The sequence below is a fragment of the Paraburkholderia caledonica genome (assembly GCF_000383275.1).
Lineage (GTDB): Bacteria > Pseudomonadota > Gammaproteobacteria > Burkholderiales > Burkholderiaceae > Paraburkholderia > Paraburkholderia caledonica.
This window is the reverse complement of record NZ_KB911050.1, coordinates 1-23,679: the sequence shown is the minus strand read 5'-3', so window position 1 is coordinate 23,679 and position 23,679 is coordinate 1. Positions and strand designations below refer to the sequence as shown.

The 23,679-nt window shown below is 61.1% G+C and carries 23 protein-coding genes; 17 read left to right on the top strand and 6 right to left on the bottom strand.

From position 1 onward, the window contains the following. Nucleotides 1–76 precede the first annotated feature (76 nt). The gene (locus H281_RS0130940; protein WP_020071005.1) at nucleotides 77–946 is read right to left on the bottom strand and encodes a sulfurtransferase; all 870 of its coding nucleotides are present in this window, start codon (nucleotides 944–946) and stop codon (nucleotides 77–79) included. A gap of 160 nt (nucleotides 947–1,106) precedes the next feature. Then, nucleotides 1,107–2,213, bottom strand: a complete 1,107-nt coding sequence (locus tag H281_RS0130935) for an aromatic ring-hydroxylating oxygenase subunit alpha (RefSeq protein ID WP_020071004.1) — start codon at nucleotides 2,211–2,213, stop codon at nucleotides 1,107–1,109. 287 nt (nucleotides 2,214–2,500) lie between these two features. On the opposite strand from H281_RS0130935, the gene H281_RS0130930 reads away from it, so the two are divergent. The 4 genes from H281_RS0130930 to folE2 all read left to right on the top strand — a co-directional run bounded on the left by H281_RS0130930 (nucleotide 2,501) and on the right by folE2 (nucleotide 6,830). Continuing rightward, nucleotides 2,501–2,809 carry an exodeoxyribonuclease VII small subunit gene (locus H281_RS0130930; protein WP_020071003.1) on the top strand — a complete coding sequence of 103 codons (309 nt, stop codon included), beginning with the start codon at nucleotides 2,501–2,503 and terminating at the stop codon, nucleotides 2,807–2,809. Continuing rightward, on the top strand, nucleotides 2,806–3,687 hold the full coding sequence (locus H281_RS0130925; protein WP_020071002.1) for a polyprenyl synthetase family protein: 882 nt from the start codon (nucleotides 2,806–2,808) through the stop codon (nucleotides 3,685–3,687). Before H281_RS0130930 ends, H281_RS0130925 begins: the two co-directional genes overlap by 4 nt. An 85-nt stretch (nucleotides 3,688–3,772) precedes the next feature. Beyond that, nucleotides 3,773–5,680, top strand: a complete 1,908-nt coding sequence (gene dxs / locus H281_RS0130920; protein WP_020071001.1) for a 1-deoxy-D-xylulose-5-phosphate synthase — start codon at nucleotides 3,773–3,775, stop codon at nucleotides 5,678–5,680. Between the two features lie 343 nt (nucleotides 5,681–6,023). Then, entirely contained in the window at nucleotides 6,024–6,830 is an 807-nt protein-coding gene (gene folE2 / locus H281_RS0130910; protein WP_020070999.1) for a GTP cyclohydrolase FolE2, read from the top strand. A gap of 88 nt (nucleotides 6,831–6,918) precedes the next feature. Here folE2 and tsaD read toward each other — a convergent pair whose 3' ends face one another. After that, nucleotides 6,919–7,947 (bottom strand): tRNA (adenosine(37)-N6)-threonylcarbamoyltransferase complex transferase subunit TsaD, encoded by a 1,029-nt coding sequence (gene tsaD / locus H281_RS0130905; protein ID WP_020070998.1) that lies wholly within the window; start codon nucleotides 7,945–7,947, stop codon nucleotides 6,919–6,921. Between the two features lie 112 nt (nucleotides 7,948–8,059). Here tsaD and H281_RS0130900 point away from each other — a divergent pair, with 112 nt between their 5' ends. The 10 genes from H281_RS0130900 (at nucleotide 8,060) to H281_RS0130855 (ending at nucleotide 19,272) form a co-directional block, all read left to right on the top strand. After that, nucleotides 8,060–9,277: a BaiN/RdsA family NAD(P)/FAD-dependent oxidoreductase gene (locus H281_RS0130900; RefSeq protein ID WP_020070997.1), complete on the top strand. Its 1,218-nt coding sequence runs from the start codon at nucleotides 8,060–8,062 to the stop codon at nucleotides 9,275–9,277. A gap of 68 nt (nucleotides 9,278–9,345) precedes the next feature. Continuing rightward, a complete protein-coding gene (rpsU, locus tag H281_RS0130895; protein WP_020070996.1) occupies nucleotides 9,346–9,558 on the top strand; it encodes a 30S ribosomal protein S21 in 213 nt (70 codons plus the stop codon). 234 nt (nucleotides 9,559–9,792) lie between these two features. Continuing rightward, the gene (locus H281_RS0130890; protein WP_027805093.1) at nucleotides 9,793–10,239 is read left to right on the top strand and encodes a GatB/YqeY domain-containing protein; all 447 of its coding nucleotides are present in this window, start codon (nucleotides 9,793–9,795) and stop codon (nucleotides 10,237–10,239) included. Nucleotides 10,240–10,314: 75 nt separating this feature from the next. Continuing rightward, nucleotides 10,315–12,183, top strand: a complete 1,869-nt coding sequence (dnaG, locus tag H281_RS0130885; protein ID WP_020070994.1) for a DNA primase — start codon at nucleotides 10,315–10,317, stop codon at nucleotides 12,181–12,183. 92 nt (nucleotides 12,184–12,275) lie between these two features. Next, nucleotides 12,276–14,687 (top strand): RNA polymerase sigma factor RpoD, encoded by a 2,412-nt coding sequence (rpoD, locus tag H281_RS0130880; protein WP_027805092.1) that lies wholly within the window; start codon nucleotides 12,276–12,278, stop codon nucleotides 14,685–14,687. A 632-nt stretch (nucleotides 14,688–15,319) separates the two neighbouring features. After that, complete coding sequence (locus tag H281_RS0130875) at nucleotides 15,320–16,051, top strand: transporter substrate-binding domain-containing protein (RefSeq protein WP_027805091.1); 732 nt, start codon at nucleotides 15,320–15,322, stop codon at nucleotides 16,049–16,051. A gap of 105 nt (nucleotides 16,052–16,156) precedes the next feature. After that, nucleotides 16,157–16,612: an MEKHLA domain-containing protein gene (locus H281_RS0130870; protein ID WP_020070991.1), complete on the top strand. Its 456-nt coding sequence runs from the start codon at nucleotides 16,157–16,159 to the stop codon at nucleotides 16,610–16,612. A gap of 279 nt (nucleotides 16,613–16,891) precedes the next feature. Then, complete coding sequence (locus H281_RS0130865) at nucleotides 16,892–17,602, top strand: FkbM family methyltransferase (RefSeq protein ID WP_033379740.1); 711 nt, start codon at nucleotides 16,892–16,894, stop codon at nucleotides 17,600–17,602. 440 nt (nucleotides 17,603–18,042) lie between these two features. Continuing rightward, complete coding sequence (locus H281_RS0130860; protein ID WP_020070989.1) at nucleotides 18,043–18,393, top strand: DUF4148 domain-containing protein; 351 nt, start codon at nucleotides 18,043–18,045, stop codon at nucleotides 18,391–18,393. 132 nt (nucleotides 18,394–18,525) lie between these two features. Continuing rightward, complete coding sequence (locus H281_RS0130855; protein ID WP_020070988.1) at nucleotides 18,526–19,272, top strand: alpha/beta hydrolase; 747 nt, start codon at nucleotides 18,526–18,528, stop codon at nucleotides 19,270–19,272. Between the two features lie 271 nt (nucleotides 19,273–19,543). On the opposite strand, the gene H281_RS0130850 is transcribed toward H281_RS0130855, so the two are convergent. Beyond that, the gene (locus H281_RS0130850) at nucleotides 19,544–20,497 is read right to left on the bottom strand and encodes a quinone oxidoreductase family protein (RefSeq protein WP_020070987.1); all 954 of its coding nucleotides are present in this window, start codon (nucleotides 20,495–20,497) and stop codon (nucleotides 19,544–19,546) included. Then, nucleotides 20,494–20,778: a hypothetical protein gene (locus H281_RS0130845; RefSeq protein WP_020070986.1), complete on the bottom strand. Its 285-nt coding sequence runs from the start codon at nucleotides 20,776–20,778 to the stop codon at nucleotides 20,494–20,496. The genes H281_RS0130850 and H281_RS0130845 overlap by 4 nt, the downstream gene beginning before the upstream one ends. 95 nt (nucleotides 20,779–20,873) lie before the next feature. Between H281_RS0130845 and H281_RS0130840 the strand changes: the two genes are divergently transcribed. The 3 genes from H281_RS0130840 to ppnP all read left to right on the top strand — a co-directional run bounded on the left by H281_RS0130840 (nucleotide 20,874) and on the right by ppnP (nucleotide 22,936). Then, nucleotides 20,874–21,665, top strand: a complete 792-nt coding sequence (locus tag H281_RS0130840) for an AraC family transcriptional regulator (RefSeq protein ID WP_020070985.1) — start codon at nucleotides 20,874–20,876, stop codon at nucleotides 21,663–21,665. 87 nt (nucleotides 21,666–21,752) lie between these two features. Beyond that, nucleotides 21,753–22,457 (top strand): hypothetical protein, encoded by a 705-nt coding sequence (locus H281_RS0130835; protein WP_020070984.1) that lies wholly within the window; start codon nucleotides 21,753–21,755, stop codon nucleotides 22,455–22,457. Nucleotides 22,458–22,615: 158 nt separating this feature from the next. Further along, complete coding sequence (gene ppnP / locus H281_RS0130830) at nucleotides 22,616–22,936, top strand: pyrimidine/purine nucleoside phosphorylase (protein WP_020070983.1); 321 nt, start codon at nucleotides 22,616–22,618, stop codon at nucleotides 22,934–22,936. An 86-nt stretch (nucleotides 22,937–23,022) separates the two neighbouring features. Here ppnP and H281_RS0130825 read toward each other — a convergent pair. Next, on the bottom strand, nucleotides 23,023–23,679 hold a 657-nt coding region (locus tag H281_RS0130825; RefSeq protein ID WP_020070982.1), incomplete at its 5' end, for a succinate dehydrogenase iron-sulfur subunit.

The following is a 23,679-nucleotide window of genomic DNA, read 5'->3' as shown; positions in this document are numbered from 1 at the left end:
TACCAACACATAAAAAGGCCGTTGCCGCTCGTGAGCGGCAACGGCCTTCGGCTTTCCTGGCGGCGCTTTGCTTCGCTTAGGGATTCGGGCCGGTTGCGACGGGCCGCTTCGGATCAGAACTCCATTCGCTCCAGGAGCCCGCGTAGAGCGCTGCACCGTGCAGACCGGCGACTTCCATCGCCAGCGCATTGACGCACGCCGTCACGCCAGAGCCGCATTGCAGGACGACATGTTCCGGCGGCGTATCGCCGAGTAGTGCGGTGAACTCGTCGCGCAGGGTATGAGCCGGCTTGAAGCGGCCGTCAGCGGTCAGGTTGTCCTTGAAGAAGCGATTGAGCGCGCCCGGAATGTGCCCGCCCACCGCATCCAGCGTCTCGTTCTCGCCGCGATAGCGATCGGCCGAGCGCGCGTCGACCACCACGCGCTCTTTAGAGCCGAGATTGCGCTCGACCATGTTTGCGTCGACGGTGACGGAAAGCGGGGCGCCGGCTTTGAAGTCGCCGGTATTTTGCGGCGGCACGTCCTGCGTCAACGGCTGACCGGCGGCTTCCCACGCTTGCAGGCCGCCGTCGAGCAACGCCACCGCGTCGTGGCCGAGCCAGCGCAGCAGCCACCAGGCGCGCGCGGCGTACATGCCGCCTTGCGCGTCGTAGGCGACGACTTGCTGGCCTTGCTTCAACCCGCGCGATTCCAGCGTTTCAACGAGCCGCGCGCGATCAGGCAACGGATGGCGCCCGTTCGTACCGTTCTTCGGCCCGGACAGATCGCGGTCCAGATGCAGATAGTGCGCGCCGGGCAGATGCCCTGCGAGGTAGGCTTTTTCACCGGCTTCCGGGTCGGCCAGATCAAAGCGGCAGTCGATGACGAACACGCTGCCCGGGGCCTCGGCGAGTCGTTCGGCGAGATTCGTCGCAGAGATCAAAGTGGTGTAGTGAGTGTGGGGCATGACGTCTCCTCGATGCGGACGATGGCGGCTCCGTTGCCGGCGGTCTCATGACGCGACCGGATGGCCGGGCTACCTTGTTAGTCTAAACAAAAAAAGACGGGCCGAAGCCCGTCTTTCCGTGTGTTGATGCAAAGGCAAGTGAGTTGCAGCGAGGCCGCAATCAGATCGTGCCGAGCTCGCGCCGCAGGAACTCGTGGAAGTGCTGCATGCCGTCTTCCATTGGGCTCTGGTATGGGCCGACCTGTGATTCGCCGCGCTCCATCAGCGCGCGGCGACCAGCGTCCATGCGTTCGGCGATTTCGTCGTCTTCGCGGGCCGTTTCCATATAGGCGGCACGTTCCGCTTCGACGAACTCACGCTCGAACAGCGCAATTTCCTCAGGGTAATAGAACTCGACCACGTTCGTGGTCTTCTGCGGACCGCGCGGAATCAGCCACGACACGACCAGCACGTGCGGATACCATTCGATCATGATGCCGGGGTAGTACACCATCCAGATCGCGCCGAACTCCGGCGGAGTGCCGCCGCGGAAACGCAGCACTTCGTCGTGCCATTTGCGGTAGGTCGGACTGCCCGGCTGCTCGAGGTCCTTGTGAACGCCGACCGTTTGCACGCTGTACCACTCGCCGAATTCCCACGTGAGATCGTCGCAATTGACGAAGCTGCCGAGTCCCGGATGGAATGGCGCGACGTGATAGTCCTCCAGATAGACCTCGATAAAGGTCTTCCAGTTGTAGTTGCACTCGTGCACCTCGACATGGTCGAACATGAAGCCCGAGAAGTCGAAATGTCGTTTCGTGCCGAGGTTGGCCAGGTCGCGTGCGACGTTGCGGCCCTGCGCTTCGAAGAGCAGCCCCTGCCAGTTCTGCAGCGGCGTGGCGCCCAGGTTCAGGCACGGGTTGTCCGCGAAATGCGGAGCGCCGAGAAGCTGGCCGTTCAGATCGTACGTCCAGCGATGCAGCGGGCAGACGATATTCTCCGCGTGGCCGCGGCCGTTGAGCATGATGGCCTGCCGGTGGCGGCACACGTTCGACAGCAGTTCGACTTGCGACTGCTGGTTACGAACGAGCACGCGCCCCTCGCTCTCGCTGGGCAAGGCAAAATAATTCCCCGCTTCCGGCACCATGAGATCGTGCCCGACGTAACGAGGACCTTTCCTGAAAAGGGTTTCGATTTCGCGCGTTAAAAGCGCTTCGTCAAAGTAAGCCGTGACTGGCAGTTGGCTGTGAACAGACCGCAACTGCAATGCATTGCTCAGATTGGACATTCCCACTCCCGATGAAGACGTGAAAGCAGTGAACAACCCAACCATCGAAGATTCGATTTAGGGAGCCCAAGATTATACCTGTTTCCCCCTCCTTGGGACAGTTAAGTCACTGATTTGGGTCAAAAATGTCGAGAAAGTTCGGCCTTTTCGCCGCAGACCAATCGTTTTTTTTCTGCGAGACTGACAGGGCGGCGAAGGGCGGACAGGCGGCCCGAAGGTCGGCTGGCGAGTCGGATTTGTCTCTTTTGCCGTAGAATGTCCGACTTGTTTTAATTTTGCGACTATTCATGGCGAAGACCGCGTCGAACGATACTGCTGCGGCGCCGGCCGAAGGCGTCGATAGCGCGCCGCTGCCTGAGAACTACGAGGCGGCGCAGGCAGAGCTTGAAGGGCTCGTTGCACGCATGGAAAGCGGCAATCTCAGCCTCGAAGAATCGCTCTCCGCCTATCGGCGTGGCGCGGCTCTGGTTGCGTTTTGCCAGCAGCAGCTCGAGAAAGTCGAGCAGCAGGTGCGGGTGCTCGACGGCGAGACGCTCAAGCCACTGCCCGTGAATACCGCAGGAACAGCCGCTACTGAAAGCGGGGACGACCTATGACATTCGAACAATGGACGCGCTCGGTGCTCGAGCGCGTCGAAACGGCACTCGAACACTACCTGCCGGCTGAAACAACGGAGCCGGCCAATCTGCATGAGGCGATGCGCTACGCCGTGCTGGGCGGCGGCAAGCGGGTTCGCCCGCTGCTGTGCCATGCAGCAGGCGAGCTGACCGGCGCGCGCGCCGAGTGTCTCGATGCAGCAGCGGCTGCGCTCGAAATGATCCACGTGTACTCGCTCGTGCACGACGACATGCCGTGCATGGACGACGACGCGCTGCGCCGCGGCAAACCCACGGTACACGTCAAATATGACGAAGCGACGGCACTGCTGGTCGGCGACGCATTGCAGTCGCAGGCGTTCGTCGCGTTGACTTCCGAGGTTCTGGCGCCCGCGCAGCAGGCGGCGCTCGTGCGCGAACTGGCTCTTGCCAGCGGTTCGATCGGCATGTGCGGCGGTCAGGCAATCGACCTTGCAAGCGTCGGTCACACGCTCACGCGTACGCAACTCGAAACCATGCACCGCATGAAGACCGGCGCGTTGCTGCGCGCCGCGGTGCGCATGGGCGCGCTGGCGGGTGAAGCGCCGGACGCGAACGCCATGCGTTCGCTCGACGCATACGCGGCCGCGGTCGGCCTCGCGTTTCAGGTCGTCGACGATATTCTCGACGTCACCACCGACTCGGCGACGCTCGGCAAGACAGCAGGTAAAGACGCGAAGGACGGCAAGCCGACCTACGTGTCGATTATTGGGCTCGACGCATCGCGTTCGCTGGCAGCGCAGCTGCGCAGCGACGCGCACGCCGCGCTAGCGCCGTTCGGCGCGCGCGCGCAGCGTCTTGCCGAATTGGCAGATCTGGTGGTGAACCGGGTCAGCTGAACGCGAAAGCCCGCCGCCGCGCGCCGTCCCCACCAGGCGCATGTATGAAGTGCGGGCGCGTAAGTTTTCCTACAATGGAACGACGATGTACGACTTGCTGAAAACCATCGACGACCCGGCAGCCCTGCGCCGCCTCGATCGCCGCCAATTGCAACCGCTTGCCGACGAGTTGCGCGCCTTTGTGCTCGACAGCGTGTCGCAGACGGGCGGCCATCTTTCGTCCAACCTCGGCACGGTCGAGTTGACCATTGCTCTGCATTATGTGTTCGACACGCCGCACGACCGCATCGTGTGGGACGTCGGCCATCAGACGTATCCGCACAAGATCCTGACGGGCCGTCGGGACAGAATGCACACGCTGCGCCAATTGGGCGGCATCTCCGGTTTCCCTAAACGCGACGAGTCGGAATACGACACGTTCGGCACTGCGCATTCGAGCACGTCGATTTCGGCGGCACTCGGCATGGCGGTCGCCAGCAAGCTGCAGGGCGATAACCGCATGGGCATCGCCGTGATCGGCGACGGCGCAATGACGGCGGGCATGGCCTTCGAGGCATTGAACAATGGCGGCGTAGAAGACGACGTGCCGCTGCTCGTCATCCTGAACGACAACGACATGTCGATTTCGCCGCCGGTCGGCGCGCTCAATCGCCATCTCGCGCGTCTCATGTCGGGCCGCTTTTACGCCGCGGCGCGTGCGGGCGTCGAGCGCGTGCTGCGCGTCGCGCCGCCCATGCTCGATCTGGCCCGCAAGCTCGAAGAGCACGCGAAGGGCATGATCGTGCCGGCCACGCTGTTCGAGGAATTCGGCTTCAACTATATCGGCCCGATCGACGGTCACGACCTCGATTCGCTGATCCCTACGCTGCAAAACATCAAGGAACTGCGCGGTCCGCAATTCCTGCACGTGGTCACCAAGAAGGGCCAGGGCTACAAGCTCGCCGAGGCTGATCCGGTGCTGTATCACGGCCCGGGCAAGTTCAATCCCGCTGAAGGCATCAAGCCGGCTGTCGCGCCGTCCAAGAAAACCTACACGCAGGTGTTCGGCGAGTGGCTTTGCGACGCGGCCGAACTGGACGCGCGCGTGGTCGGCATCACGCCGGCCATGCGTGAAGGTTCCGGCATGGTGGAGTTCGAGAAGCGCTTCCCGGACCGCTACTTCGACGTGGGTATCGCCGAGCAGCACGCAGTCACCTTCGCTGGTGGTCTCGCGGCCGAGGGCATGAAGCCTGTCGTCGCGATTTACTCCACGTTCCTGCAACGCGCCTACGATCAACTGATCCACGACGTCGCGCTGCAAAATCTGCCGGTCGTGTTCGCGATCGACCGCGCAGGTCTGGTCGGCGCGGACGGCGCGACGCACGCAGGTGCTTACGACCTCGCGTTCATGCGCTGCATCCCGAACATGATGGTGATGGTCGCGTCCGACGAAAACGAATGCCGTCAGATGTTGTACACGGCGTTGCAGCAATCGTGTCCGACGGCCGTGCGTTATCCGCGCGGCGCCGGCACCGGCGTGGCCACCGTCAAGCAAATGGCTGCTCTGCCTGTTGGCAAGGGCGAAGTGCGCCGCGAGACGTCACAACCGGCGGGCAAGCGCATCGCGATTCTGGCGTTCGGCACGATGGTCGCGCCGTCTCTGGCAGCTGCAGAGCAACTCGACGCCACCGTGGCCAACATGCGTTTCGTGAAGCCGCTCGACGCTGACCTCGTGCGTCAACTCGCTGAAACGCATGACGCCATCGTCACCGTCGAAGAAGGCTGCGTGATGGGTGGTGCGGGCTCGGCATGCGTCGAGGCGCTGCTCGCGAGTGGGGTTACGCGGCCGGTATTGCAATTGGGCTTGCCCGACCGCTTCATCGATCACGGAGATCCGGCCAAGCTGCTCGCCGCGTGCGGCCTCGACGCCGCGGGCATTGCGAAGTCGATTCGCGAACGCTTTTTGTCGAGCGGTGCCGTGGCCGGCCAATCGTCGGTCAAGCGCGTCGCTTAAGGTCAGTTGATTAGCTTGTCGGCGAGCCAGGCGATAAAAAACATATCGACTGGCGCGCCGTAAAGCCCGGCACCGCGTAGTGCGCCGTCCGTTGCCATGGTGGCAATAGAAGTCGCTAACTTGAATCGATGGGCCCGTGCGTGGCTCATCATCGAACGCCGGCAGGGGCCGGCGTTTGCCGTTGCGGTTTCTGCTCCGCGCGGCCGCTGAGGACTCCCGAACCCCTCGCTCCGCAAAGCCCTGTACGGGCAGCCTTAAAGGCCGGCAAATTTGCTCCGGCGCATGGCTATCTGCGGAGCCGCACGCCTGAGGCGGGTCGGCGTCTTCCTGAAAGGACAAGAACATGAATCAGATGAATCCCGCCTTTGTGATGCCAGACGTGCAAAGCACGCCCGATACCCGCCAGATTCCAATTCAGCGGGTCGGCGTCAAGGCGGTTCGCCATCCACTGACGGTGCGCATGCCAAGCGGTGAGGCCCAGCCGACGGTCGGCACATGGAATCTCGACGTGCATTTGCCCGCAGAGCAAAAGGGCACGCATATGTCGCGCTTCGTCGCGTTGCTCGAAGAGAACAAGGCGCCGCTGGAACCCGCAACGTTCCGCAACATGCTCGCCGCGATGCTGACGAAACTCGAGGCCGAGGCGGGCCGCATCGAAGTGTCGTTCCCTTACTTCGTGAACAAGACCGCGCCGGTGTCCGGCGTGCAGAGCCTGCTCGATTACGAAGTGACGCTGACCGGCGACACGCGTAACGGCGAAACCCGTCTGTTCCTGAAAGTGCTCGTGCCGGTCACGAGCCTCTGTCCGTGTTCGAAGAAAATCTCGCAGTACGGCGCGCACAACCAACGCTCGCATGTGACGATCAACGCGGAACTGGCGGGCGAGGTCGCGGTAGAAGACCTGATCCGTATCGCCGAGGAAGAGGCGTCGTGTGAGCTGTGGGGCTTGCTCAAGCGTCCGGACGAGAAATTCGTGACCGAGCGCGCGTATGAAAACCCGAAGTTCGTCGAGGACTTGGTGCGCGACGTCGCGCAGCGTCTGAACGCGGATGAGCGGATCGTCGCATACGTGCTGGAAGCTGAGAACTTCGAGTCGATTCACAATCACAGCGCGTACGCCGTGATCGAGCGTGATAAGCGGTTGGTTTGACGCTTTGCCGCGAAATCCTGATTGCATGAAAACAGCCGCTCTAAACAAGCGGCTTTTTTGTCGGCGTAACGCGCCGTTCGCGAAGCATTCAGCGTGCGAGTGACGTCAGATCCCAGCGGGGTTTGACGGTGAACGCGTAGTCCTTGCCCGACTGACCGGGCCAGCGTTGCAGCCGCAACGCGCCTGCGAGCGCAATCATTGCGCCGTTGTCCGTGCACAGCGACAGGTCCGGGTAATGCACGTAGAAGTTGCGCTTTTGCGCGGCGGCCGAAAGGGCCTCGCGCAACTGCCGGTTCGCGCCCACACCCCCCGCCACGACTAGCCGGTTGAGCTTCGTGCGCTTGAGCGCGGCGAGCGACTTGGTTGCGAGCACTTCGACGGCAGCGTCCACGAAGCCGCGCGCCAGATCCGCTTTCGCCTGCTCGCAGATATTCGCGCCGCCAAGCTTTTTTGCGTGCGTCAGCACGGCCGTTTTAAGGCCGCTGAAGCTGAAGTCCAGATCGCCTGAATGCAGCATGGGACGCGGCAGCACCACCGCGCCCGGCGTGCCGAATTCGGCCATGCGCGAAACCTCTGGGCCGCCGGGATAGCCGAGGCCGAGCAGCTTGGCGGTTTTGTCGAAGGCCTCGCCCGCTGCGTCGTCGAGCGTTTCGCCCAGCGTTTCGTAGACGCCCACGTCGGTCACGCGCATCAATTGCGTATGGCCGCCCGACACCAGCAACGCGACGAACGGAAACGGCGGCGGCTCGTCGACAAGCAAAGGCGACAGCAAATGCCCTTCAAGATGATGAATGCCGATGGTCGGCTTGTCCCAGGCCATGGCAAGCGAATTGGCGACGCTCGCGCCCACCAGCAGGGCGCCCGCGAGCCCCGGCCCTTGCGTGTAGGCGATCGCGTCGATGTCGCCGCGTGCCGTGCCCGACCGCTCCATGACCTCTTCGAGCAAGGGCAGCGCGCGCCGGATGTGGTCGCGGGACGCCAGTTCGGGCACCACGCCGCCGTACTCGCGATGCATCGCAATCTGCGAATGCAGCGCGTGCGCGAGCAGGCCGCGCTCGGTGTCGTAGAGCGCGAGGCCGGTTTCGTCGCAGGAGCTTTCGATGCCGAGAACGAGCATGTCTGGTGGGCTGAAACGGGCGCTTGGACGCACCCGAAATGCAAAAAGATAAGCGTTAAAGTATAGCAGTGCGAGCCAGGACGCCGCAGGCGCGCAGGTACAATGCGGCCCCATGGAATCCTACGATATTGCAGTGATCGGCGCGGGCGCGGCCGGCATGATGTGCGCGGCGGTGGCCGGGCAACTCGGCCGGCGCGTGGTGCTGATCGATCACTCGCAGCGCCTCGCGGAGAAGATCCGGATCTCGGGCGGCGGCCGCTGCAACTTCACGAACGTGTATGCGGGCCCGGCCAATTATCTGTCGGCGAATCCGCATTTTTGCCGCTCGGCGCTCGCCCGATATACACCGCGCGACTTCATGGCGCTGCTCAAGCGGCATCATGTGACGTGGCACGAGAAGCATAAAGGGCAGCTTTTCTGCAACGAGTCGAGCGACGCCGTCATCAACGTGCTGAAAAACGAGTGCGACGCGGGACGGGTCGCATGGCGTGCGCCGCTCTCGGTCGAACATGTGAGGCAGGACGTGGAAGGCCGCTACACGCTCGACACGAGCGCGGGTTCAATCGCGGCTCGGGCGCTTGTCGTCGCTACGGGCGGCTTGTCGATCCCGAAGATCGGCGCCACCGACTTTGCCTATCGTCTTGCCAAGCAGTTCGGCCACAAGCTCATCGACATGCGTCCCGCGCTCGTTCCCCTCACGTTCGCCGCCGCCGACTGGGAGCCGTTTTCGGCGCTCTCCGGCGTGTCGCTGGAGGTGCGGATCGCGACCGGCAACAAGAAGTCCGGCGCTGAATTCGAAGAAGACCTGCTGCTCACGCACCGCGGCCTCTCAGGGCCGGGCGTGCTGCAGATCTCCAGCTACTGGCAGCCGGGGGAGCCGATTCACATCAACCTGCTGCCGGACCGCGACGCCGCCGCGGCGCTACTTGAGGCGAAGACCGGGACGCGGCGTCAGATTGCGAATCTGTTGTCGGAATGGGTGCCGCAGCGGCTTGCCCACGTGTGGCTCGAGACCCATCAGATTCCCGCCGAAGCACGCGTGGCCGACCTGCCGGACAAGGTGCTTCGCCGTGTTGGCGAAGCCTTGTCACGCTGGACGCTCACGCCGAACGGCACCGAAGGCTACCGCAAGGCCGAAGTGACCCGCGGTGGCGTGGATACACGCGACCTTTCGTCGACCTCGATGATGAGCGCCCGCGCGCCGGGCCTGTACTTCATCGGCGAGGCGGTCGACGTAACGGGCTGGCTCGGCGGCTACAATTTCCAGTGGGCCTGGGCATCAGGCGTGGCGGCCGGCGAGGCCGCTGCAGAGTATGCCCGGGGGGCTTGACGGCGCAATGGCTTTGTGAGAAAGCTCTGCTATACTCCTGAACCTTTACAAAGTTCCGTTATTGAAAAATGACGACCATCCGCGTAAAAGAGAACGAGCCGTTTGAAGTCGCCATGCGCCGTTTCAAGCGCACCATGGAGAAAAACGGTTTGTTGACGGAACTTCGTGCGCGCGAATTTTACGAAAAGCCTACGGCTGAGCGTAAGCGCAAGAAGGCGGCTGCGGTGAAGCGTCATTTCAAGCGTCTGCGTGGCCAGATGCTGCCAAAGAAATTCTACTGATTCTGGCGTTGCCGCTGTTCCGCTCAAACGGAGCCGCGACATGCAACCGGTGACGGCACAACAGGTGCTGCCTCGGAAAACAAGGTCTTTTCGGACCAGCCGGCAGGGTCGCATCCACTACGCACATTGCGCCAACCCGCTTGAGGAAGCTGTCCCAAGCGGGTATTCGTGTTGGTGAATGTCGATGCAGTCCACTCGGCCGGTTTTTCAATTTTCAACGCATTCAGGTGAGTAATGAGCCTCAGAGACCGGATCAACGACGATATGAAAGCCGCCATGCGGGCACGTGAAACGGAGCGTCTCGGCACGATTCGCCTGTTGCTCGCCGCGATCAAGCAACGTGAAGTCGACGAGCGCGTGACGCTCGACGACACTGCAATCACTGCTGTGATCGACAAGATGATCAAGCAGCGTAAGGACTCGATCAGCCAGTTCGAAGGCGCGGGCCGCACGGACCTCGCGGACAAGGAAAAGGCCGAGCTGGCTATTCTGTCGGCGTACATGCCCGCGCAGATGTCGGAGGCGGAGATCGTCGCCGAGGTGCAGGCCGCCGTCGCGCAAACCGGTGCCGCCGGCCCGCAGGACATGGGCAAGGTGATGGGCGTGCTGAAGCCGAAGCTCGCCGGTCGTGCCGACATGACCGCCGTTTCCGCGCAAGTCAAAGCCGCGCTCGCGAAGTAAACCGCGCGTTGTGGCCCGCGCGGCCGCCATGGGCGGCGCGCGCGGTATCGAGCTCCTAAGCTGGCGTCGTCTAACGTGATTCCTCCGTCATTCCTGCAGGATCTGCTCAACCGCGTCGATATCGTCGACGTGGTGGGGCGGTACGTGCAGTTGAAGAAGGGCGGCGCGAACTTCATGGGGCTGTGTCCGTTTCATAACGAGAAAAGCCCGTCGTTCACGGTGAGCCCGACCAAGCAGTTTTATCACTGCTTCGGCTGCGGCGCGCATGGAACGGCCATTGGCTTTCTGATGGAACACGTCGGCGCCTCGTTCCCCGAGGCAGTCAACGAACTCGCGCAATCCGTCGGGTTGACGGTGCCGAACGAGCCTTCGCCGGGCTACGGAGGCGGCGGTTCCGGCGGCTATGCACCGGCGGCCTCGAAAGCAGTAACTACCGCGCTTTCCGACGTCATGCAGACGGCTTGCGACTACTACCGCAAGCAATTGCGCGGCGCGCCTGTCGCAATTCAATATCTGAAGAAACGCGGCCTGACCGGCGAGATCGCCGCTCGCTTCGGGTTGGGCTACGCGCCGGACGGCTGGCAGAACCTGGAAGCGGCTTTTCCGAACTATCGCGACGATTCCCTGGTCGAATCGGGTCTGGTCATCGTCAGCGAGAAGTCGGACGCGCAGGGCCAGAATCGCCGCTACGACCGCTTTCGCGAGCGGATCATGTTCCCTATACGCAACGTGAAGGGGCAGGTAATTGGCTTCGGCGGCCGGGTGCTGGACGGCGGCGAACCGAAGTATTTGAATTCGCCGGAAACGCCTCTATTTAACAAAGGCAGCGAGTTGTACGGGCTTTTCGAGGCCCGCCTTGCGATCCGGGAACAGCACTACGTGCTGGTCGTCGAAGGTTATATGGACGTGGTCGCGCTGGCCCAACTGGGGTTTCAGAACGCGGTCGCGACGTTGGGTACGGCCTGCACGCCGATCCATGTGCAGAAACTGATGCGCCAGACAGACACGGTCATCTTCAGTTTCGACGGCGATTCGGCCGGCCGGCGCGCCGCGCGGCGCGCATTGGACGCCTGTTTGCCGCACGCGGCTGACAACCGGACCATTCGCTTCCTGTTTCTGCCGGCTGAACACGACCCGGACAGCTACGTCCGCGAGTTTGGTACCGAGGCGTTCGCCGAGCAGGTGGAACGCGCCATGCCGCTCTCGCAGTTCATGCTCAACGAGGTGCTCGCCGGCAAGGAGCTGGACCAGCCGGAAGGCCGTGCGCGTGCGCTGTTCGACGCCAAGCCGCTGCTCCAGGCGCTGCCGGCCAATGCACTGCGCGCGCAGATCATGCATATGTTCGCCGATCGGCTCGACGTGCCGTTCGACGAGGTTGCCGCGCTCTGCGAGGTCGACTCGCGCATTGCGGCGGCGGCGCGTTCGGCGCCGGCCCGTAAGGACCGGCGCAGCGTGACTGGGATCGAAGAAAAGACGCTGCGCAATCTTGTGATGTATCCGCGCACGGTCGCGGTGCTCGACGAAGAAGCCGAACAGGCGCTTCTCACCGTGACCCGGCACGGCGAACTATTTGAAGAAGTGACGACGCATGCGCGCGCACTCGGCGATTCGGCGGAGTTTCAATTGCTCTCTGACCTATTGCGAAACGGCGCAAACGCCCCAACTTTCGAGGAAATCTTTCGCAAAATTCTGGACTATGATGAAAATGTCCGGGATTTGTTGCTGAAGGACCCGGAAGATGCGACCGTCATAGAAGAGCGGCGCGAGCAGGAGAGGATCGTCGGAGAGGAGCTGAAAGCGGCGATTCTGAAGATGCGATACGACGCTTATTGCGATCGTCTCGAGCAACTTTCACGACAATCCCGGCACACGCCGGAGGAGTTCGCGGAGCTTGCAGAGCTCAACAGGAAGCGGGCTGACATGAAGCGCCAGCTCGGCTTGTAGGCGGAAGCGCAGAAACCTGAGTGGTATAATAAAAGGTTTCCAGCGGTTTGTTTTTCAAAGGGTTTTCCTAGCAAAGGCGAAAAGGCGATGCGATGGCAAAGACTACAGACGGAAAGAACACACCCGGCCCACGCTCCAGGGAGCAGACCAGAAAGGTCACTTCGGCCAGGTTAGATTCTTCCGTCCGGAAAGCGTCTGCCGTTAGCGTTACACCGGCTGCCGGGAAGAAGTCTTTAGCCACTCCGGCCGCGCGAGCGGAGCCGGCTCAGATGGCAAAGGCGGTCGCCAAGGCGGCGAAAACTGTACCACCTCCGGCCGCGAAACGACCGGGTGTCAGAAGCGCAAGGGAAGCGGCTGTCGCGCAGGACGATGCGGCAGTGCGCGAGACTCCAGTATCCACGGTTCAACCGGCTGTTGTCCACCAGCCGCGAGTCGAGACTACAGCCGGTACGGCGAACTCCATGACGAAAAAGCTGAATGAAGTACCCGTCGATGACGACGCAACCCAGAGCGAAGAAACCCCTGTGGCCGCTTCCGGCAAAGTGGAAAAGGCCAAGGCTCGCGACCGCCGTGCCAAAGAAAAGGCGCTTCTGAAAGACGCGTTTTCTTCATCGGCGCCCGGCACGGTGGAGGAACTCGAGGAGCGTCGCTCCAAATTGCGCGCGCTCATCAAGCTCGGCAAGGAGCGCGGTTTCCTCACGTACGCTGAAATCAACGATCACCTGCCGGACAACTTCACCGAGACCGAGGCGATCGAAGGCATCATCAGCACGTTCAACGACATGGGCGTGGCTGTGTACGAGCAGGCGCCCGACGCTGAAACGCTGCTGCTGAACGACAACGCGCCCGCCGCTTCGTCAGACGACGAAGTCGAAGAAGAAGCGGAAGTTGCGCTGTCCACCGTCGACTCGGAATTCGGCCGCACGACCGACCCGGTGCGCATGTACATGCGCGAAATGGGCACGGTCGAACTGCTGACGCGCGAAGGCGAAATTGAAATTGCCAAGCGCATCGAAGACGGCCTGAAGCACATGGTGATGGCCATCTCCGCGTGTCCGACCACGATCGCCGACATTCTCGCCATGGCAGAGCGCGTCGCGAACGAGGAAATCCGCATCGACGAACTGGTCGACGGCCTGATCGACGCCGACGCAGAAGACGCGGACGGCTTCTCCGTGCAGGAAGCGGAAGCGATCGAGAGCGAGGACGACGAAGCCGAGGAAGAAGACGAAGAGGACGAAGAAGAAGACGACGGCACCGCGCAGGCCACGGCCAACGCAGCGCAGATGGAAGCGCTCAAGCGTGCGTCGCTCGAAAAATTCGCCCTGATCAGCGAATGGTTCGACAAGATGCGTCGCGCGTTCGAGAAGGAAGGCTACAAGTCGAAGTCGTACCTGAAAGCGCAGGAAACCATCCAGAACGAACTGATGACGATCCGCTTCACCGCGCGCACCGTCGAGCGTTTGTGCGACACGTTGCGTGCGCAGGTGGACGAAGTGCGTCAGGTCGAGCGTCAGATTCTGCATACGGTGGTCGACAAGTGCGGCATGCCGCGTGCGGAGTTCATCGCGCGTTTCCCGGGTAGCGAAACGGACCTCGAGTGGGCCGACAAGATCGTCAGCGAAGGTCACGCGTACAGCGCGATCCTCACGCGGAACATTCCGGCCATTCGCGAGCAGCAACAACGTCTGCTGGATCTGCAGGCGCGTGTGGTGCTGCCGCTGAAGGACCTGAAGGAAACCAACCGTCAAATGGCGGCCGGCGAACTGAAGGCGCGCCAGGCGAAGCGCGAAATGACCGAGGCAAACCTGCGTCTCGTGATCTCGATTGCGAAGAAGTACACGAACCGCGGTCTGCAGTTCCTCGACCTTATTCAGGAAGGCAACATCGGCCTGATGAAGGCGGTGGACAAGTTCGAATATCGTCGTGGCTACAAGTTTTCCACGTATGCAACGTGGTGGATCCGTCAGGCCATCACGCGTTCGATCGCGGACCAGGCGCGCACGATCCGTATTCCGGTTCACATGATCGAAACGATCAACAAGATGAACCGCATCTCGCGTCAGATTCTGCAGGAAACCGGTCTCGAGCCGGATCCGGCAACGCTGGCCGAGAAGATGGAAATGCCGGAAGACAAGATCCGCAAGATCATGAAGATCGCGAAAGAGCCGATCTCGATGGAAACGCCGATTGGTGACGACGACGATTCGCATCTGGGCGACTTTATCGAAGATACGAACACCGTAGCGCCGGCGGACGCCGCGTTGCATGCGAGCATGCGCGACGTCGTCAAGGACGTGCTCGATTCGTTGACGCCGCGCGAAGCGAAGGTGCTGCGCATGCGTTTCGGTATCGAGATGAGCACCGATCACACGCTTGAAGAAGTCGGCAAACAGTTCGACGTCACGCGTGAGCGGATTCGTCAGATCGAGGCAAAGGCGCTGCGCAAGCTGCGTCATCCGAGCCGCTCGGACAAACTCAAGTCGTTCCTTGAGGGCAACTGATCGGCAGGTGTGGCCATAGTGAGTAAGTAGCAGTTTGAAGGGGTCTCCCAATCGTTCCGTCAAGGCGGAGCGGTCGCGGAGGCCCCTTTTTCGTGTAGTATGGCGGCCACTCGACGAACAGGCATGCGCAACATGCTGTACGTTGGTCGCTTCAGATACGGTAAAATCTCGAGTTCTCAGGGCCTCTAGCTCATGCTTGGTTAGAGCAGCGGACTTAGCAAAGACTCACCTAAACCATGCAGCACGGCATGGTGAGTCATGAATGGGTTGCCTTGGGGTAAGTTAGCTCTGCCCCTTGGTAGAACTGCTCAAATTCGGGGAAACCTCTGCTGTTCTCGCAGCGTGGCAATCCCGAGCGAAGCTCTCTTTGAGAGAACGTGTAGAGACTGAACGGGCAGGTCGTAAAGACAAGAGACAGTCCAGACCACAAACCCGAAAGGGGCGGCGAAAGCCGTAGCTGGTTAGCATAATCCGTTGGTGCCGTGTTCGACTCACGGGAGGCCCACCAAACATTGAAAAAGCCACCCTTCATGGGTGGCTTTTTCTTTGCGTCGAACTTTGCGTTTTCTTGCGATGCCGCGTGCGCCAGTACAATCGACGCACCATCGACGTCGCGGATTTGCGAGGCAGCAATGAAGATTCGGATCGCGTACCTGGAAGAACCTCCGTTTGGATGGAGCGGACCGAACGGCGCGGCTATGGGCGCCGATATCGATCTGGCCACGGTTGTTCTTCGTGCCATTGGTGCGACGGAGATCGAGCATCGCCTCACTACATTTAGCGAGTTGCTCGATGGTGTAGCAACTGGCCGCTGGGATATGAATGTTCCTCTGTTCATCACGCCGGAGCGGGCACAGCAGGTGGCCTTCAGCGTTCCAGTCTGGGCGATGGCAGACGGCTTTCTCGTTCGTACAGACAACGACAAGGCGCTGGACAGCTATGCGTCGGTCGCCGAGCGGCGCGATGCCCGGCTTGGCATCATCGCAGGACAGGTGCAGCACGAGTCGGCCAGAGCGGCTGGCGTAAGCGAGGACCAGATTGTCGTCTATCAGCAGCAGGCTGAAGCGATAGAGGCAGTTCGCGCAGGCACCGTTGACGCTTATGCGAGCACCGCCCTCGGGAATCGCATACTGGCTGAGCGCATTGGCGGCTCGGTGCTCCGTGCAGTCGAGCATCGGCCAGTGACAGGCAGCGCGCTCGAAATACCCTTCGGTGCATTTTCGTTCAGCAAGAACAGCAATGATCTGCGCCATGCGGTCAACCGTGAATTGCGATCGTATTTGGGCTCGGCCGCGCATCGCGAGCAAATGGCGAGGTTTGGCTTCACGCACAAAGAGATCGATCCCGTTCTCTCTGTCGGTTGATAGAACGGTCGTGATTTGCGTAATCTCGCACGTGTTGCGACGAGCGGTATTCACAATGGTCCCATTGCACTGCTTTGGATAACCAGATTTGGAGCGATCTACACCATGTCACTGAAGACGGATGTCGAATTCTTCCGCCTCCTCACGAATAGCTATCGCCGTTTGCTCGGTAAATCGCTGGTGCCGTCCGATATTAGCGACACGGAGGGTGCTGCATGGCTCTATTCGTCGGCGCCGTTCGGCCTTCTCGCGCACGATACGCAGACCGACCCGATGTTCATCTATGGCAACTCAAAAGCGCAGACGATCTTCGGATACGACTGGGACGAGATCACGTCTCTGCGCTCGCGGCTTTCAGCGGAACTTCCGGAGCGCGGGGAGCGCCAGGCGTTTCTGGATCAGGTCGCGCGCGACGGTTTCGTCACCGGGTATCGCGGCATTCGCATTACGAAGTCCGGACAGCGTTTCTGGATAGAGCATGCAACGGTGTGGCAGTTATTCGACGACTCAGGCGTGGTGCGTGGCCAGGCGGCCATGATTCCGCAGATTGCGAAGTTCTAGAGATCCTATGCTGGCCCGAAAGCAACGACATAATCGCTTCTTCCGGGCTGCGAGCCCGCGACATCAAGCAGATCTTTTTATGCGGTGATTTTCAGGCACTGAGAATAAAGTGACGGCCTGCTGAGGGGTGTTAAAGACTTAGCACATCAAGTCTTCGAAAGACGCAAATGATAGGCCCCTGTTTCTGAAAGGCCCAATTCGTTGAGTTAATGTCCTTGAAAAGCGCTGAATGTTGATTAGTCTTCCGCCATCGCATCCATTTCAGGGCGTGGGGCTACCATGAGTTCGCTTAAGACCTTCGGGCATTTTCTTTGGCTTGTGCGGAAAACGTGGCTGACACGGGGAGCACGCTTGTATTATTCCCAGTTCGGAGAAGATGCTGTGCTCCGCGAGATAATCAGCCCTGCGTGCTCCAAGGGCGTCTATGTGGATGTGGGTGCTTATCACCCAATCAAGTTTTCAAATACGTATGCGTTGTACAAGCGCGGCTGGCGGGGCATCAACATTGATATGGACCCCATCAAGATCGAGGCGTTCAGACTCGCGCGGGCATCCGATACCAATGTGTGTGCGGCTATTTCAAGCGAAAAGGCTGTGAAGAACGTCTATAACTTCTCGAGCTATGGGTTGACCTCCACTCTCGATCCCGAAGTAGCCGCAAATGGAACGGCGTCGCCTACATCGGTGCGCAGCGTCGAGACCACGACGTTGGACGACGTGCTCGAACATAGCCGTTACTCCGATCATGAGATCGACCTGCTTTCCATCGACGCCGAAGGTCACGATTATCAGGTGTTGATGTCGATCAATATTGAAAAGTACAAGCCGAAAATCATCATTGTCGAATCCTCATCTACTTCAATGCGGGATGTCGTCGGCTCGAAAGTGTACGACTATCTTGAGAAGCGCGGTTATAGGCTCGTCAGCTGGACGCATCTTTCGCTGATTTTCAGGGTAGATAAGTCCAGAATCTTCCGCTACCAGCTATAAGGGCGGCGCGAACGCGCACTTCGCGACGTCTCTTACCAGGATGCCGGGCCGCGCAACCGCATGCGTCGCGGAAACAAACAGGCGTTTGTGCGCGGGCTCGCAAACGCATTCCTTGCATTTTCCTTTATGTCCGCTTGCACGCCGACTGCTAAGGTTCGCCGCGAGGTGAGCGCCGCGGTCCATCAATTTCAAAAAACTTTGGAATAAACGTCGGGGCCCTGTGTTTGCCCCTATGTAGCCAGATGCAAACGCATTAATCCGGAACCCGACGAGAAGGAAGTTCGAAGGAACGAATGCCAACCCGTGAGACCGGAAAGTCAGATAGTTAGGAATCCGATAGTAATTGTTGTTCGGCGGAGATGATCCTGCCGATCTGTGCAAAGCGATTTTATCCGCGGCTTGCCGCCGCGAACCATTCACTTAATTAAGGAGTATTGATCATGTCCAAATTGTTCGTAAGCCTCGCTCTCGCCGTTTCCGCTCTCGGCGCTCCGGTACTCAGCTTCGCTCAAAGCAGCGCTCCGCTCACACGTGCGGAAGTTCGTGCGGATCTCGTTCGAGTCGAGCACGCTGGATATCGGCCTACCAGCGGTGACGATGTTAACTACCCGGCAGATGTCCAGGCAGCGGAAGCAAAAGTCGCAGCACAAAGCGATCAGCAACTGACGATGCAAGCCGTCGGCGGTGTTGCGCAAAGCGGCAGTTTGGCGTCGGGTGCTGCGTCGCATACAGCAATGCAATCTGCTTGCGTCGGCCCGGTTAGCTTCTGCAACCTCTACGCCGGTAGTTAAGTGCCGCAAGTCGGATCCTGTGGACCATGCAGTCATGCGCAGGATCCCACCTGGTTATCCAATCGTTATCAATGGAGTTTCGCCGTGAAAAGCTTGCCATTAGCCGCAACGGTTCTTTCCTTGTCTGCATGCATGTTCGCATCCGCCAGCGCAATGGCGCAGGACACGCAACCCGCCAAAGCGCCGATCCGCAATATCGTTCTCGTTCATGGCGCGTGGGTCGACGGCTCGGGGTGGAGACCGGTCTATGACATCCTGACCAAAGACGGCTACCACGTCACAATGGTGCAGGAGCCGCTGACCTCGCTCGACGACGACGTGGCCGCAGCGAAGCGGGTGATCGACATGCAGGACGGTCCCACCATTCTGGTCGCGCATAGCTATGGCGGCTCGGTGATAACCGAGGCTGGCGTCGATCCGAAAGTAGCGGGGCTCGTATACGTCGCGGCTCATGCGCCGGCAGTGGGCGAAGACGAAAGCGATCTGGGTAAGAAGATGCCCAGCTACACGTCGCAGCAGGCAGGCGCCATCAAGAAGACGGACGACGGTTACACCTATCTGAATCCCGCCGATTTCGCGAAAGATTTCGCAGCCGATCTGCCGCTCAAGGAAGCGGAGTTCGAGTCACGGGCGCAGATTCTCACGGCAGCCAAGGTCTTCTCCGAGCCGATGAAGGTCGCCGCCTGGACCATGAAGCCGAGCTGGGGCATCGTGGCAGCCGACGACAAGATCATCAATCCGGACCTCGAGCGCTTTTACTACCAGCGCGCGCATAGCCACACCACGGTACTGGCGGGGGCAAGCCACTCCGTGTATGAATCGCGTCCCAAGGAAGTCGCCGCGGTGATCGAAGACGCAGCGAAGCATGCGCAGCAGTGAAGATGTATCAACGCCAGCGCGTCGCTGTGGCTGGAATTGTTGCCGGCTCGCGCACGCGCATCGAATTTCATCTGCCAGGGTTCGGCGACGCGGCCACCGTTCGATCAATGCGCGTCAGTTGCCGTCGTGCCGAACCGGCTGTCCTTTACGTGCGTCTCGCCCTGCGATCGTGCTTAGTCGATCGGTGCGATGCGCGCATAGACACAAGCGAGAGGATTGAAGGCCTTGCATGCCGCGTTCGTGCTTTTGCTGCAACGCCCACCCGTCACTCTTACATGATAAAAACCGTGCGCGCGCGACTCCCATTGTCTTCCCAATGCGTCGCTAGTTCTGCAAGAGGAACCGCGCGTGTATCGATTTCGAAGCGCGACGGCACGGCCGCTTGGAGCACCTCGCGCACCGCGTGCAGAAGCCGCTCGAAAGGAATGCTGCCTATACCGCTGCCGAGCAACGTGATTGCCGAAGCGCGCAGCGCTGCGGCCGGCAATGCAACAGCGGCGCCGGCGATCGAGCCGATCTGCACGAAACGCATCGGATAACCGCCGGGAAGCGACCGCGCCGCGGCTGTCAGCAGCGTCAACGCGCTCGCGCCCCACAAGTAGTCGAGCACCACGTCAACGCCGTCACGAAAGTGCGGTTGCAGCGCACGGTTCAACGCCGGCTCGTCCTGATCGAGCGAGATCACGCAGTCCGCGCCCACGGCCTGGAGTCGGCTGAGGGTTTGCGGATGCCGCCCTGTTGCAATCACTTTTGCGGCCCCGAGATGCTTCGCAATCTGCACGGCGAGGCGTCCCGATGCACCCGTCGCACCGTTCACCAGTACAGTCTCGCCGGCAACGAATTTTGCGCGCTCGGTGAGGGCTGTCCACGACGACATGCCGGGAATGGCCAGGGCCGCCGCGGCGACAGGTTCGAGTGCCTCCGGAATGACGATGCACTGCTTCTGCGCGACCAGGGTTCGCTGCGCGAAACCGCCTGACGGCTCGCTGGGTCCGAAGAAATAAACGCGCGTGCCGTCCGGGCGGCGCCCGACACCGTCGATACCGGGTACGAACGGCAACGTCTGCGACGACGAATAGTGCGTGCCGGACGCTCTCCCGCGCGTGACATGGCTGAGGGCGGAAGCCTCGACGTCGATCACCACGTGGCCATCCGCGGGTACAGGTTCAGGGAAGTCCCCATAGACGGGCATGTGGCCGGCTTGCATAACGACGGCTGCTTTCATCGTTGCACCTCGTCGAGCGAACAAGTAAGCGGCTGCGCGTCGATCCATGCACGCAATGCCGGATCGATAATGGTAAGCACATCGAACAGTCCCGACGCGCGCAAGGCCGGCAATGCCTCGACAATATCGGCGGCGGCTCGCTCACGCGCCGTCTCGCTGGAGGCGCGGTCGCTCCAGATACGCGCATTGGCAAGAAAGGCCGCGACGGTGCCCTTGCGGATCGTCACGCCACGAACGTCGACGGAATCGACGTGGTCTGGAAGAAGCTGATCGGCTCTCATCGCAGTGAGTTCCTCGAAGTGGTAGTGCGCTCAGTGTAGGCATGCAGCGGCGGCGCGTCTCAGGTATAAAGGCCATTCGATACGGATTTCCAGCCATGACCACTCCGCTGATTCGCCCAGAGCTAGTGACATCGCCCGACGGGCCGTTCCTTGCTGCCGCAGAACTCACGCAGCGCGAATCGCGCGCGGTGTCGTCGCATGCCCATGCGCGCGGGCAATTAATGGGCGCATTGAGCGGGCTCGTTTCGGTCGGCGTGAAGCGACAACAATGGGTCGTTCCCGCAATTCACGCGATATGGATTCCGCCGCATTGCGAGCATTCGATCCGCTCGCATGGCCCGTTTTCAGGGTGGAGCGTGTTCATTGCGGAGCACAGGTGCGATGCGTTACCGCGTGAGCCGCGCTCGGTCCGCACCACGCCGCTGCTGCGAGCCGCTGTTCGGCGAGCAGCAAGCTGGAACGGGTCGCTGCTCGATGTGCAACAGACGCGGGTCGCCGAGGTGATCCTGGACGAACTGGCGGCGTCCAAGGCAGAATTGCTGGGCTTGCCGAGCCCAGAAGACGCACGGCTGGTGCGCATCACCGACGCGCTCGTTTGCAATCTGTCCGACACGCGCCGTCTCGAACAATGGGCCGAGTGGGCAGGGCTTTCGCCGCGCACGCTGAGCAGGCGGTTCGTCGCCGAGACGGGGCTCAGCTTTGCGCAATGGCGCGCGCAGGCCAGATTGCTGCGCGCGTTGGAACTGGTCGCCGATGGTGTCAGCGTCACGACCATTGCACTCGAACTAGGCTACGAGAACGTGAGCGCTTTCATCGACATGTTCAGGCGCGCAACGGGAACCACCCCCGGCCGTTATGCAGCGGCGGGCGGTAGTTCCGTTGACTAGCAAGCGGCTGGCGCAGCGCGAGCGAGCGGCTCGCTATCGCTACAATGTGCGGATGTTTCGTCCTTCCAATGGCATCGAGCGCCAGACATGCTGATCTCCTGTTTCTCCAGTGGCGACGCCATTCGCACACGGCGCGTGAGCGACATCGTGCTGTCGGGCATCGTCGACGTGCCCGAACTGCCTCATCGTGTGCTGGTCGACTGGGAGAGGGAGACGTCGTCGCGCATGGTTCTCGATCCCGGCGATGTCGAAGTCATGCCTTTCGCGCGAACACGTATGCGTTGGCCGGATTACACGCTCTGTGTTCAGGCGATGTCGGACTGGACGCGCTCACTCGGATTGCCCGACGTACTTGCCTCCAGCGACGTCGCCTTAATGGCTTGCCGCGGGGCCACGTATCACCATGACGCCATGCAGTACGGCGGCGCGGCATTCTGCAACCTGTTCCTGAGCGACGACAAGGGGCTCGACCTGCATTTCGCCTCTTCGGGGCAGCGCATTCCGTTGACCCGCGGAACGGCCGTGATATTCGACACAGGTCAGCCCCATGGTGTGATCCGGCGAGGTAGCAGCGGCTTCAACGTGGACGACTTCACGCCGGATCGCGATAGTGTGCAGATCTTCCTGACGTGGGAGCTTCCTATCGAAGACGTACATGTCGCACGCGCGCTTCAAGTCGAATTCGACGTTGCACCTTTACCCATCTCACAGCCCGCTGAAGAGCAGGTATTGCTGAATGGCGAACCGGTCGTCGTGTGTCCGGATTCGGGCCGCTGGCGTAAGCCTGATTGATGTTCGGCGTTATGCCGATGTCGATGCGCGACGTCTGTATGATGGCGAGTTGCGCTCGACCGCAAGCTCGCGCAAACGGTCGACGCAGACCACGCACAACGGGCTGCCGCAACGCAGCGCCAACGCATTCCTTCACGACGATTCATAGGAAGACCGCCATGACGGCCGCAACGCAATTCGATCACGTTTCCGTTATCAAACGTGCCAACGTCTATTTCGACGGCAAGTGCGTTTCGCACACCGTTCTCTTCGCGGACGGCACGCGCAAGACGCTGGGTGTGATTTTGCCGGGCACGCTCAACTTCGGAACGGACGCGCCTGAACTGATGGAAGTGCAAGCCGGCCAGTGCCGCATCCGCCTTGAAGGCAGCGACGAATGGAAGACCTATCTCGCGGGCGAGTCGTTTTCGGTGCCCGGCAAGAGCCGCTTCGACATCGACGTGATCGAAACGCTCGACTACGTCTGCAGCTATCTGTAACTGCGATTGAACGTGTAGCGCTGGAGTCTCGGAGCGAGACTCCAGGCAAACGCGATGCTATGCCGATAGGTTCTATCGGAAGTGCTTCAAACCGCGCGACGCACCATCAATTCCTTGATCTTGCCGATCGCCTTGGTCGGGTTCAGTCCTTTCGGGCAGACGTCGACGCAGTTCATGATCGTGTGGCAGCGGAACAGGCGGTACGGGTCTTCCAGATTGTCGAGCCGCTCGCCGGTGGCTTCGTCACGGCTGTCCGCGATGAAACGGTACGCCTGCAGCAGACCCGCCGGGCCCACGAACTTGTCCGGATTCCACCAGAAGCTCGGGCACGACGTCGAGCAGCTCGCGCACAGAATGCATTCGTAGAGCCCGTCGAGCTCGTCGCGCTCTTCCGGCGACTGCAGACGCTCCTTCTCCGGCGGGGGCGTGTCGTTGATCAGGTACGGCTTGATCGAGTGGTACTGGTTGAAGAACTGCGTGAAGTCGCAGATCAGGTCGCGCACCACCGGCAGCCCCGGCAGCGGACGCAGCACGATCTTCTGCGGCAGGTCGTTCAGGTTCGTCAGACACGCCAGACCGTTCTTGCCGTTGATGTTCATCGCGTCCGAACCGCACACGCCTTCGCGGCACGAACGGCGGAACGACAGCGTCTCGTCCAGTGCCTTCAGCTTCACCAGCGCGTCGAGCAGCATGCGCTCGTGCGAGTCGATCTCGATCTCGTACGACTGCATGCGCGGCGCCGC